The 12,593-nt window shown below is 37.1% G+C and carries 14 protein-coding genes; 3 read left to right on the forward strand and 11 right to left on the reverse strand.

Features of this window, described 5'->3' with window-relative positions; genetic code table 11:
* The first annotated feature begins 141 nt into the window (after positions 1-141).
* The 3 genes from MKY78_RS11285 to MKY78_RS11295 are packed head-to-tail and all read left to right on the forward strand — an operon-like array spanning position 142 to position 2,650.
* Positions 142-867, forward strand: coding sequence for a metal ABC transporter ATP-binding protein (locus MKY78_RS11285; protein WP_339212707.1), 726 nt, complete (start codon positions 142-144; stop codon positions 865-867).
* Positions 867-1,709: a metal ABC transporter permease gene (locus MKY78_RS11290; RefSeq protein ID WP_339212709.1), complete on the forward strand. Its 843-nt coding sequence runs from the start codon at positions 867-869 to the stop codon at positions 1,707-1,709. The genes MKY78_RS11285 and MKY78_RS11290 overlap by 1 nt, the downstream gene beginning before the upstream one ends.
* Positions 1,706-2,650, forward strand: a complete 945-nt coding sequence (locus MKY78_RS11295) for a metal ABC transporter substrate-binding protein (RefSeq protein WP_339212712.1) — start codon at positions 1,706-1,708, stop codon at positions 2,648-2,650. Before MKY78_RS11290 ends, MKY78_RS11295 begins: the two co-directional genes overlap by 4 nt.
* Positions 2,651-2,764: 114 nt before the next feature.
* Here MKY78_RS11295 and MKY78_RS11300 read toward each other — a convergent pair whose 3' ends face one another.
* The 11 genes from MKY78_RS11300 to MKY78_RS11350 form a co-directional block, all read right to left on the reverse strand.
* Positions 2,765-3,904, reverse strand: coding sequence for a hypothetical protein (locus MKY78_RS11300; RefSeq protein ID WP_339212714.1), 1,140 nt, complete (start codon positions 3,902-3,904; stop codon positions 2,765-2,767).
* Positions 3,891-4,415, reverse strand: coding sequence for an RNA polymerase sigma factor (locus MKY78_RS11305; RefSeq protein WP_186868076.1), 525 nt, complete (start codon positions 4,413-4,415; stop codon positions 3,891-3,893). Before MKY78_RS11305 ends, MKY78_RS11300 begins: the two co-directional genes overlap by 14 nt.
* A gap of 165 nt (positions 4,416-4,580) precedes the next feature.
* Entirely contained in the window at positions 4,581-5,558 is a 978-nt protein-coding gene (coaA, locus tag MKY78_RS11310) for a type I pantothenate kinase (protein WP_339212718.1), read from the reverse strand.
* A gap of 263 nt (positions 5,559-5,821) precedes the next feature.
* Positions 5,822-6,730: a hypothetical protein gene (locus MKY78_RS11315; RefSeq protein WP_339212719.1), complete on the reverse strand. Its 909-nt coding sequence runs from the start codon at positions 6,728-6,730 to the stop codon at positions 5,822-5,824.
* On the reverse strand, positions 6,720-7,229 hold the full coding sequence (locus MKY78_RS11320) for an RNA polymerase sigma factor (protein WP_339212721.1): 510 nt from the start codon (positions 7,227-7,229) through the stop codon (positions 6,720-6,722). Before MKY78_RS11320 ends, MKY78_RS11315 begins: the two co-directional genes overlap by 11 nt.
* A gap of 131 nt (positions 7,230-7,360) precedes the next feature.
* Complete coding sequence (locus tag MKY78_RS11325) at positions 7,361-8,680, reverse strand: FtsW/RodA/SpoVE family cell cycle protein (protein WP_339212723.1); 1,320 nt, start codon at positions 8,678-8,680, stop codon at positions 7,361-7,363.
* Entirely contained in the window at positions 8,677-9,114 is a 438-nt protein-coding gene (locus MKY78_RS11330) for a PadR family transcriptional regulator (RefSeq protein ID WP_186868079.1), read from the reverse strand. The genes MKY78_RS11325 and MKY78_RS11330 overlap by 4 nt, the downstream gene beginning before the upstream one ends.
* On the reverse strand, positions 9,111-9,659 hold the full coding sequence (locus MKY78_RS11335) for a sigma-70 family RNA polymerase sigma factor (protein ID WP_186868080.1): 549 nt from the start codon (positions 9,657-9,659) through the stop codon (positions 9,111-9,113). Before MKY78_RS11335 ends, MKY78_RS11330 begins: the two co-directional genes overlap by 4 nt.
* A 235-nt stretch (positions 9,660-9,894) precedes the next feature.
* Complete coding sequence (locus MKY78_RS11340; RefSeq protein ID WP_339212727.1) at positions 9,895-10,125, reverse strand: hypothetical protein; 231 nt, start codon at positions 10,123-10,125, stop codon at positions 9,895-9,897.
* 23 nt (positions 10,126-10,148) lie between these two features.
* The gene (locus tag MKY78_RS11345; protein ID WP_339212729.1) at positions 10,149-10,862 is read right to left on the reverse strand and encodes a hypothetical protein; all 714 of its coding nucleotides are present in this window, start codon (positions 10,860-10,862) and stop codon (positions 10,149-10,151) included.
* Positions 10,863-11,277: 415 nt separating this feature from the next.
* Positions 11,278-12,498, reverse strand: coding sequence for an MFS transporter (locus tag MKY78_RS11350; protein ID WP_339212731.1), 1,221 nt, complete (start codon positions 12,496-12,498; stop codon positions 11,278-11,280).
* Positions 12,499-12,593: the final 95 nt, after the last annotated feature.

The following is a 12,593-nucleotide window of genomic DNA, read 5'->3' on the forward strand; positions in this document are numbered from 1 at the left end:
AGTATATTAAGTATAAAGTTTACCGAGGGAAACATTTTTACATGAAGGACATTTTTCGATGGGAGTGCAAAATAAGTTAGTTCTTTTCGAGAATTGACTTCTTTCGTAAATAGATGATGACACAAAGCAGGGGTGATACACATGTTAGCAGTAAAAGACCTTTCCATTAGCTATGATGGCAGAACCAATGTAGTGGAAAATGTTAGCTTCCAAATAGAGAAGCCGTCTATAGTTGGTATACTTGGTCCGAATGGAGCGGGTAAATCAACACTTATAAAAGGAATTCTTCGATTAATACCAAGTAGTGGGGAAACCTATTATAACGGAACCATGTTAAAAAATGTGCAAAGAAAAGTTGCTTATGTAGAGCAGAAGAGCGCTATTGATTATACATTTCCGATTACGGTTAGAGAATGTGTATCATTAGGCTTATATCCTTCAGGGAAGTTATTTAAACGAATTACGGCACAAGATTGGAAGCGTGTAGAGGATGCCTTGAAGAAGGTACACATGCACGAGTATCAAAATAAACAAATCGGGGCTTTGTCTGGTGGGCAATTCCAACGCGTTCTAATTGCTAGGACATTAGTACAAGAAGCAGATTTGATTTTCCTTGATGAGCCCTTTGTGGGAATTGATACGGTGAGTGAAAAGATTATCATGGATTTGCTAGTTGAATTTCGAAACCAAGGAAAGACGATTCTTATCGTTCACCATGATCTTGGGAAAGTAAAGGAATACTTTGACCAGCTCATTCTAATGAATAAGCAATTAATTGCCTATGGAGATACAAAAAAAGTATTTGTAGAGGATAATCTAATTAAAACATATGGAGATTCCATTGTAGTGAAAGGCGGTGAGGGATAATGCTAGGGAACTTTATCCATGACTTTTTTGACTATCATTTCTTACAGAATGCATTTGTTACAGCGACCGCAATTGGTATTGTTGCAGGTGCCGTTGGGTGTTTCATCATTCTTAGAGGGATGTCGCTAATGGGCGATGCTATCTCCCATGCCGTACTACCTGGGGTTGCGATTTCCTTCTTATTAGGTGTTAACTACCTAGTTGGAGCAATCGCGCTAGGATTATTAGCTTCCTTTATAATTACGTATATCTCCAATAACAGTAAAATAAAAAACGATGCCGCCATTGGAATAACGTTTAGCTCGTTCCTGGCATTAGGGGTTATATTAATTGGAATTGCTAATAGCTCAACCGACCTTTTCCATATTCTCTTTGGGAATGTATTAGCGGTACAGGATTTTGATAAATGGCTTACGGTTTCGATTTTATTTATCGTCCTTATTATTTTAGTTATTTTCTTTAAGCCGTTACTGATTACATCCTTTGATCCTAATATGGCAAAAGCATTTGGAATGAACGTCAACCGTTATCACTACTTATTAATGATTCTATTAACCGTGGTGTCCGTTACCGCGATGCAAAGTGTCGGTACTATTTTAATTGTGGCTATGCTGATAACACCAGCTTCCACAGCCTATTTGTTTACCAACCGATTAAGCTCAATGATGATTCTCTCCTCTATTCTTGGAGGTGCATCATCCATCATCGGTCTAGTAATTGGATATACGTTTAATATAGCTGTTGGTTCTTGTATTGTACTCACTTCCGCCATTCTATTTGCGGTTAGCTTCTTCTTATCACCAAAGCAAAACGTCTTTAGAAAGAAGGTAGTAAGAGCATGAATATAACGAAAAAAGCTACAATATTTCTAACCATTGTAGTAGGAAGCCTATTGTTATTAGCTGGATGTGGAACGGATAATAGCTCCTATGATAATGATAAATTGAATGTCGTGACAACCAACTCGATTATTTGGGATATAACGAAAAATATTGCAGGTGACAATGTCAACTTGCATAGTATCGTTCCGGTAGGGAAAGACCCACATGAATATGAACTACTACCAGATGACATTGTAAAAGCAACTGATGCGGATATCGTATTTTATAACGGTTTAAATCTGGAGACAGGTGGAAATGCTTGGTTTACGAAACTCATGCAAAATGCTAACAAAGAAGAAAATAAGGATTACTTTGCTGTTAGTGAAGGTGTAGCACCGTTGTATTTGGAAGGAAAAGAAGAAGCAGGAAAAGAAGATCCACATGCTTGGTTAAACCTCGAAAATGGCATTATCTATGCACAAAATATTGAAAAGCAATTATCAGAAAAGGATCCGGAGAATAAAGCATACTATCAGGAGAACTTAGCGAATTATGTGGATAAATTAAAGGAATTAGATGAGGAAGCAAAAGGTAAATTCGATTCTATTCCGGCAAATAAGAAATGGATTGTAACGAGTGAAGGGTGCTTTAAATATTTTTCAGAAGCCTATAACATTCCTTCCGCCTATATTTGGGAAATAAACACGGAAGAAGAAGGGACTCCAAATCAAATTAAAAATCTGGTAGATAAGCTCCGGGATACCGAAGTGCAATCCTTGTTTGTCGAATCAAGTGTAGATGATCGTCCTATGAAAACTATATCTCAAGAAACCGGAATTGAAATATTCTCCAAAGTCTTCACCGATTCTATAGCAGAAGAAGGCGAAGAGGGAGATAGTTACTACGCTATGATGAAATGGAATTTGGACCGAATTTATGATGGGTTAACGAATGAATCTTAATGGTTAATGGAAATAGGTCTATATAAAGATTGTGACCCAATGAAGTATCATGATGTATTGATTTGGCTGGTTTATCGTTCTGTATTCCAAAGAACGTAAACCAGCCAATTTTACTTATTTCACTTTTATTTTTAAATAATGAATGGCATGGCCGTTGGAGTAGACGCCATCAATTTCATACGTATAATACCCGGACTTTTCCGGTGCCTGAAAGCTGGGCAGTTCAAGCTCTTTTCCTTCTCCTCGCTCATGATGATCTAGTTGATAGATAGTGAGCTTTTCAGGATAGTGATGGATAAATTCTAATGTAATAGTACCATGAGGCTTTACTAGAAGGGTCTCCGTGTTTATATCACGCTCGAAGCTGTCTCCCATGATCATGCGACCTTCTTCATTACCCAATTGACTACTACCAATCGATACCTTGATAGCATTATCCTTTGTCCTAGCATTAACACATACGATAGCAGTATCTGCACATGCTTCTTCCGTGTATAAGTCATGAGGTTTTTCTTTATCATATAGATTAAGGGTGAGCTTCGTAATCAATTGCTTCTCAGGCTCATCATCTTCCGTTTGAGCTTGTAAATCATCTAATACAACAAAGGAGCTTAGTATATATTCGCCTGTATCCGCTGGCACAATATCTTCTGCTTCCTGGTTAAATAATGCTTTATTCCACTGGAACTTCTGTTCAATCGTTTCATTTGCTCCTAATGTTACTTGGACATAATCATCGAATACGCGCCCATTAATATTTGGCAGGTCAAGATTAGTTTTTGGGTCTAAGAATTGGACTGCTGTTTCGTTTCGTTTTTCTATCATGACAGCCGCAATGCCCTCTTCTTCCTCAACTGAAGTAGGTACATAGATTACTCTTTGTTTATTCGTATAATTGGTTAGGGTGACATTAGCGATAAGGTCCTCATGTAAGGAATAGTGTTTTTTATCTATTGTGATTTCTAATTCAATCCCGTCCAGTTGATTGGAGTTGGATGCGCTTCGGAATGAATCGTGTTCTGGACTTATTCCACTGTATATAAACCATCCTATGATAGCAATTACGAATAAGGTAGAAGTGGTAACAAAAGCTCGGGTTACATATAGACGTCTATTTGCTTGCTTGTTCGTTTTACTAATTCTATTCATGATTATCTGAAATGCTTCTGTGGATTCCGCTTCTGTTAAGGAAACTTGGCTTAGACCTTTTAGCTCGTTCTCTAGGTTATGCTGTTTTTCATTATTTCGATTCATGGACAAAACCCTCCTTCTCCAATTCGCCTCGAAGTGCTTCAAGTCCACGGTGTAGCATTGTTTTGACCTTGCTTTCCTTCCAAGCTAGGATTGCAGCGGTTTCTTTAATGGAAAGCTCCTGGATTTTCCGCAAGATAATAACATCCCTATATCCTTTTCTTAACTGGGAAAGAGCCTGATAAAGCTGTTGTTTATTTTCATTTAGTTGCAGAATCTCCTCTGGAGTTGGTTGCTTGGAACGAATTGGAGAATAATAATCTAAGTAATAGGATATAGGCTTTTTTCTTCTAAGAAAGTCAATCGCTACATTTCGTGCAATACGATACAACCATGTCTTAGCACTAGCATCCCCTCTAAAGTCCTGCAAATGGATAAATGCCTTTACGAAAGTATCTTGCATTAGATCCTTTGCCTGCTGTCGTTCCCCAATCATGATAAAAATAAAGCTAAAAATTTCATGATGATAGCTTTCATATAGTTCCTTTATCTGTCTTTCTACTGGTGGATTCATGAAGCACCCCCCTTTGTATGTGAGTTAGATTTAGACGTAAAAGCTGGCGAAAAGTTTCAGATGAATGTCTATAAAATGGCGAATTAGAAAAGAGACCCCATGAAATCAATAGGACAAATAGCGATTTCACGGGGCCTTTACCATTTTTTAGGTCTTAAATCAACATCATATCTTTCTTACTCTAACCATCTGTACCTGATGATTTTGATTCTTTTCCATAATAATGTCAGCTCGGAACTTGGTTGGTAGGATATTTTCTTCTAAATTAACCTTGTTAATTCGATTCCAAATATCTGTTGCGAATTCCTCTGCTTCGGTGTCGGTTAAGGTTGCATAGCGGTGGAAATAAGATTCCGGTTTTGTAAAGGCCGTTTCCTTTAACAGCTTAAACCTTTCCAAATACCACTGACGTATATGATGTTCATTTGCGTCGACATAAATGGATATATCAAAGAAATCGGAAACAAACTTACTCGGAATACTATCCCCTACCGGTTTAGGTGTTTGCAAAACATTAATTCCTTCTATAATCACAATATCAGGCTGACAAATATCATAGTATTCGTCCGGCATGATGTCATAGTGTAAGTGAGAATAAACAGGAGCCTGAACACATGGATTTCCTGATTTAATTTCCGTTAGAAAATCAAGCAGCGCTTTTAAGTCATAGCTCTCTGGAAACCCTTTTCGATCGGATAGTCCTTTTTCCTTTAGAACAGCATTAGAGTATAAAAATCCATCAGTCGTCACAAGATCTACTTTTGGCCGATCAGGTAAGTTGGAAAGTAAGGATTGAATGATCCGTGATGTCGTACTTTTCCCAACTGCGACACTACCAGCAACTCCAATTATAAAGGGTAGCTTCTTTGTATCCATCTTAAAAAAATCATTTCTCGCCTTATGCAAGCGATTAGTAGCCTGAATATGAACAGACAAATATTGTATAAGTGGAAGATACGCACTATAAATTTCATCTTTGGTTAAGGTTCCTACTATCCCTTGCAAGTTCTTGATTTCAATTTGGGATAGGTCAATAGGAGGGCTAGTATATAGACTAGACCATTCTTCTCTAGATAATGAAATGTAGGTGGAATGTGGATTGGCTTTCATGAAATTCCTACTATCCTCAGTTATTATGCTCATTGGTATATTTCCTTCCCCGTATAGTCCATAAATGTTGTGTTACATCTATTCCTGTTATTAGGATTACCTATTTTAAATTTCGAATGAGATGAAGTGAAACGATTTCATTCTTACTTTCGTTAGTTTAACATTGTTACTTGAAGTTGAACATATAAAAGAGGATAGAATTTGGGTAACTTATAAGAAAAGGACTTAGAGGAATACCCTAAAAGTCCTTAATAACAATCTTTTCGATTAGGATGCCAGTTGTTTTCGGGTCTCTACTAATTATCAAATACTTCCGTTTTCTCACCATCAATAACGAGTACCCACGTTCCTTTCTCTGGAAACGATAGACTGCCACTATAGAGGTAAATGGGATTATTAGTTGCGGAATCAATATTTGTTGCATTCTGCAAGAAATTATCTGAGTCAACTTCTATTCCGTTTTCATCTAATAAGGTCACCTCAATTTCTTCTTTGTCTTTCCAGGAACTTTCAATGGATATTTCCGTTTTTTGACCAATTTCTATTTCTAGTGGTGAATCTATTAATGTATAATGTTCTGTCTTTGGAAATGCCGGCAATACCTCTAGTGTAAAAGCTCCGTGTATTTCATCTTCTACTAAAAAGGATAGCTGCCACGTTCCTTCAGTCGGAAAAGGCGAAAAGCTAGTTAATGTATGAGCATCCTCTTGATAAAGTGGGGAATTTAGGCTGCCTTCTGATAGGGTAAGTTGTTGTCCATAGGAATTGATTGCCTCCACTCGATAATTCTTTTCAATTAATTCAGATGGATTGCCCCAATAAAAGATCATTAATTTAGCAACTCTTCTTGTGTCTTCGGCAACAAAGTGATCAAACACATTTAATAGTGCTACATTATCTTCAATCCCGATCAGTTCTTGCCCAGAACCAGGCATTATAAAGGTTTTTCCTTCCATGGCATGAAGTTCTAATGGGGAATGTGCTGTTTGAGGAAGGGAGTTATTATCATTAAATTCGTAAATAACAAGAATCATAAAGAAGGCGATGGAAATTATCATAGCTAAAATTGGTAATCGTATTACTTTTCTCGTTACGGGTCTTACCCCGGCTTTTAAATGTAATAAAATTCGTTGTTTTTGTTCCTTGTTTAAGGAATGTGTTGGAAGGTTATGTAGGTCTTCCTGAATAGATTGGTTATCCTTCATAACTAAAGCCCTCCTTTTCCAATATCATTTTTAATTTCTTTAACGAGCGATGGAACATTACATTTACTTTGTTTGGACTACATTGTAAGATAAAACTCGCTTCTTTTGAGGAGAGTTCCATAATGCCCCTGAGGATGACTACTTCTCGATAAGCAGGGGATAATTGCTGAATTGCCCTGTTCAACTCATTATGTTCTAGTTTTTGCATGAAATGGATCTCAGTAACGTTCTGGCTTGTATATTCATTTGATAGAACAAGTTTTAATCTTTCCCATACCATTTTTCTTCGATAACGATCTATTACTTGATTTCTAGCTATAGAAATTAGCCATGTTTTTGGGTGTGAACTGGCATTAAAGCTTGAAAATTGCCTTAAAGCAATTAGAAAAGTATCTTGTACATAATCTTCAACATCCAAGGATCCTGTAAAATAGACTAAAAAACTAGTTACATCTTTCTCATAGCTATGAAACCATTCTTCTATGGTGTGCTCCTTCATACTATTCCCCCTCCCTATTTATTTGACGAATAACCACGTCAACTATTACAGAAATTTTATAAGAAATCTCTACAATAAAAAGCCTGTATACCAAAATTCTACAGGAGATAGGCATACAGGCTAATAGTTATTCATCCATTACTGCTAACGGTTGTTGCTATAATCTCTTTTCTCCGATAAACACTAAGGGCTAGTCCTAGAATCGCCGCATTAAACAATAACATATTTCCTCCATAACTGATAAACGGTAAGGAAAATTCGATTATTGGTACAATGCCAAGCATCATCAGGAGATTCCAAAGCGTTGGGACCGTTAGTAAGGTTGCTCCACCGGTAATGAGTATTCTGCCAAAGCTTTCTTTCGTTTTTATGCCATTTTTCCAAACTCGAGCGATAAGCATCAGTAGCAATACACATAGGATAACCCCGAATAGCCATCCAAATGAATAAACTAAATAGGGGAAGGCCATGTCTGTGTGGTTTCCAGGTAATGATACGATGAGAGAATCATGATCCAATCCGTTACCGAACCACCCAGCATGGGAGAAAATGTTTCCTAGGATCTGATAAATATGTCCCTCTCTAGTAGAATCCAGATCTGGATGTAAAAAAGGGAATGCTCCTGTACTATTCTGAAATGTTAATAAGGTTGTCGTAATGAGCACAACGCTGCTAAGAAATAGGAGTGAACCTACTCTGACGACAATTCTCTTTAGTCCTTGAGAAAAAGCGACCATCACACATATGGACAAAGCATACAAGATACTTAACGTATAGTTTGGTAGTGTTAAATAGAGCAAAATTGGGATCCAGAAAAGAACCAGCAGGAGTGCCTGCTTGAACAATGTATTAAATCGATTAATCTGATTGGTAATACTGGCCCATGCTAAGAAGAATAGAAATAAAGTTAGTGGCCTTGGGTCGATGCTAAAGGTAAAGAAACGTATCCAGGTTATGGAATCATTTTGTACATAACCTGTGAAATAGGTATATATAAGGATAGCCACGCCGACTAGGTAAAAATAGACCCAATAATGCTGTAGCCTACGATAATCAAATACAATCAAAGCGATTATGACAAGTAGAGCAAGGCTTAACCAAAAGCTTTGTCGTTTAACAAAATAAGAAACAGGTTCCCTTAAAATGTCATATAATCCACCGATTAATGGAAGGAAACTAAGTGCGGCTACAATACACAATATCCCGACTAATAACCAGTCCATTTTTGGTTTATGGAGGCGATTTAGATTTTCACCAAGTGCAGAGGGGTCTCCCATTTCTTGAATAGCCTTATCGTTCGCTTCTACTTCAGGGAAGCCTCTCTTTTGGAAGGATTGACTAAGTTCATTTAGATGATAATGAAGCTCCTTCGTTATCATTTCACGAGCCTCTTTCGATTTCACCTTCGAGGTTACCTTTGTTAAATATTCCTCAAAATGGGAGTGGCTCACTGTGATACCTCCTCAACTAATGAATGAAGAGCTAGACGGTGTTTCACACTTCCTTGACTGAATCTAGATAACCACTTTTTCCCCTTAAGCGATAAGGAATAGTATTTTTGATCCTCTTCCCAATGGGATTCGAGGAGCTCCTTATTCTCAAGTAAGTGTAACAATGTATATAATTGACCTTCATTCTGTTGAAAGCTAAGCTCATTATGTTGTAGCAATTGATTAGAAATATCAAAGCCCTTCTTTGGTTCATGTTGAAGTAACTGTAATATGGAATGAACCGTTTCTTCCTTCCATGATGAAAGCTCTGTTTGATGATGCTGAGCGCGAATCGCCTCTTTTACCGCTTCTTTTCGTTCATTAGAAAACGTAACATCCTTAAATACCGTGTTCTTCATTGCTCTGTTTAAATTCTGAAAAGGATTGTTCATCATGACAACTCCTCCATTTTTTTCTTTATTAGTTCTTTAGCTCGCTTCAATCTTGTTTTTAACGTATTGATATTAACACCAGTAATAGTACTAATCTCCGCTAAGGATAACTCTTTGTAGTAATGAAGAAAAACAACCTCTCTGTATTTAACCGGTATACTCATCACAGCATTTGCTAAACGATTATCCTCACTTTTCGTAATGACGACATCTTCAACTTGCTTTGATTTAGAGGGGATGTAGTCTAACACCTTCTCATTGAGAATCACTTTCCTATAATGCCAGCTTCTTAGGTAATCCTTGCAATGGTTACTGGCAACTCGAAAGGCCCATGTTTTGATAGAAGATTGTTGCTTGAATTGATCCAGCTTCTCATAGCATTTAATAAAAATTTCTTGTGTTAAATCCTCGGCTATTGTCCGGTTTTTAACATATGTATAGACAAGGTGGAGGATGTCGTCACCATGTTGATGCATTAGGTCATCAATTATTTGTTCGCGATCTTCGACAGTATCTTCTATAGAAAAAGCACGCTCGAGCTCACTCATGTATTTTCACCTCACTTACTATTATAGACGACACAGCATTCTGTTAGGTTTGGGGAAATATAAAAATAATAGATGTGATTTCACTTCATACAGTAAAAAAATAAAGTTGTACCAAGTGGCACAACTTTATTTATAATTTCAAGAGATCCATGAATTAGAGCCTAATTCTAGCTAACAGGAAATCTCTCCATTGTTCACGGAATCATTTATTTCCCTCTCTGTAACACAAAATCTACTATGTAAGCTTCTTATATCCTTTGTAAAGACCCCGACCAATCCAAATTAAGAAAATAACTAGCAATAATCCGACGATGATTCGATTAAACAAATTCGGCTCACCGAAAATAAGCTCTAATACATCTGCAAACGAATAAGTGAACCCTAACCACTCTAAAAAGGCGGGTAAAATAAATATTCCAATGATAAAACCAGATACAAAGTACGCAATGTAACGCTTTTTACTCATGTGAATTCCCTCCTTAAGTATTACTATATTTGCTTTCTATATAATTCCATTCCTTCACGCCCCCAGGTCTTGTAAAGATTATCCATGGTAATAATTTGCCACGGATTGAAAAGTGTTTTTCCATGCTTATTAAAGAAATATCCATCTTCCAAATGGTAACAGGCATGAATAACATGATTGTGATGATCTCTCCAAAGGAGTACATCTTGGGGGTGTAATTCTCCTTCAATAAAAGGTTGTTTACTATACTTCTTTGTTTTTAGTGCAAATAATAGCGTACTTTCAAAGACCCATTGTGAGATAATCCAATCCGTTTCAGCCCCTTGCTCGGAAATTCCGGCAAGCGTTGCTGCAAGACAATTAGCTCCATTAACTGTAGCAAACGAATTGAAGTATGGTGCAAGATGTGGATATAGCTCTCTTAACCTTGCTAATTTGTTATCATCTATGGAAACATCATCGATGAACTGTTGAGCAAAATAAGATAGAAATGCGTATTTTGTTTCCTGATCGAAATGATTCCATAGAGAGCGATGCATACTAAACCATTGTTTCGAATCTTCTTCGAAAGTATATCTATCCACCAATTGGTTTATCTCTGTATGTTGACTAGCTTCTACTAGGTGACTTACTGTACTTCTTTCAATAACTAACCCACTATTAAGCTGTCGTTGAATCATTAAAATCTCTGTTAGGGTCTCTTTTTCTAATCTTGGTAAGACAGTAGGATGGACCACACATACATATGAAATAAGCTCTTTCTTAATTCCCCATAATTGATAGCTATTAATAACATCAATGGTATTAATGCTACTGTCTTGAAAAAAATCCTTTGAAGTGAAAACTAATATATCTGGTCCTAACGGGGGAATAAGTGATTCGCTATCCTAAGAAAAGAAGAGTAAATCAAAGTTTGGTAAAAGCTTCTCGTCCCAAATATTTAATATATATTTAGAAATCTGTATCGTTTTCATAGACATTTTAACCTCCAAGCGAATCTGTCTTTATTACTGTACCAAAATTTGGAAAATCACAGTTATAGTCATGAGGAGGGATACCTATTCTGAATCCATAATAGTGTTAGTCAATAATAAAAGGGGAAAGTGCAATGTTGAGACCGGCACATCCTTGCTCACATTACACCCCCCTATATTATTTTACAGCAGTCTGCTTCTCAAAAGTGGTCAAAAGAGGTGTCGTGATTCTTTTGTTTAAATACAAGTAACCTATAATAGCCGTTATGCAGATAATGCTACCTATAACCAAATACAAGGTACGAATACTTACATAAGGAGAAGTTAAGGTTGCAAACAAGATTCCTAAGGGCATCATCGTACGCATAATCAGTAATCTGACAGAGGTAACCTTCCCCATAAGATGGTTCGGAATGGTCTGTTGGATTAATGTAATGTTATAGATATTGAAGATTGCTATTACGATTCCGGCAATTAATTCGGTGACGACTGCTAGTCCATACCAAGGTGTAAAGCCTAAAGAAAGATAGGTACATCCGCCAATAAAGAGAGCGCTAAAAAGCATTCCGAGCCCCTTTACATTCACAAATCGGCGATTAATGATTGCTCCAATCGTATAACCAATTGGGAAACACGCCATAAATATTCCATATGCGGAGTAAGGTTGATCAAGAATGGATGTAATATAAGGAATCGTTGTGACTATCGTTACACCAACTCCAAACTGAACAAACCCGAAAAATACACCAAGCCAGACGATTAATTTATGTTCAAAGTAAGAGGCAAGCCCTTCTTGGAATTCCTTGATCCAAGGATTCCGTACACTTGACTTTTGATAGTTTTCCTTCACTAGCAGTAATAGTAAAGTACTTATTGCAAATGCGATTGCAATGATGAGTAATACCCATTCTACCGCAAGATAGTCTACGAATAGCCCCGCAATAAGTGGTCCTACCATGACCACCACTTGGCGGGTGCTATCCAGAGAAGCGTTAGCACTAGCTAATTGTTCCTGCTTCATGACAGTTGGAAGTATAGCCTGATTAGCAGGGATAAAGATTGGCATAATTAACCCAACAATCACCTGAACGATAAAAATATAGGTAATAGTAAAGGCATTATTTAACAGGAGGACAAGAAGTAGAGTTGCTAGTATCATTCGAATTAACTGGCAATGAATCATAATCCACTTACGACTAAAACGGTCTATATAGGGGCCAATAAATAGCTGCATAAAGAAGGAGGTAATATAGTAAATTAACCAAACCGAACCGAGTGCAGCAGTAGACCCTGTTAGTTGAAAAATGATTATAGAATTACACGCCGTAAACAATGCCCCGCCTAACTCAGAAGTAGCATTTCCTAACCAAATAGAACGAAAACTCGTTAATCTAAACACATCAGTACTCCCTATCTAATAGTATAGTCTATATTTTTCGGCAGATATGAAAGTAAATGTTTGGGCTTCTTCTTAGTAATTCAAGCGGGGTAATA

The sequence above is a fragment of the Ornithinibacillus sp. FSL M8-0202 genome (assembly GCF_037975285.1).
GTDB classification, from domain to species: Bacteria; Bacillota; Bacilli; order Bacillales; family Amphibacillaceae; genus Ornithinibacillus; species Ornithinibacillus massiliensis.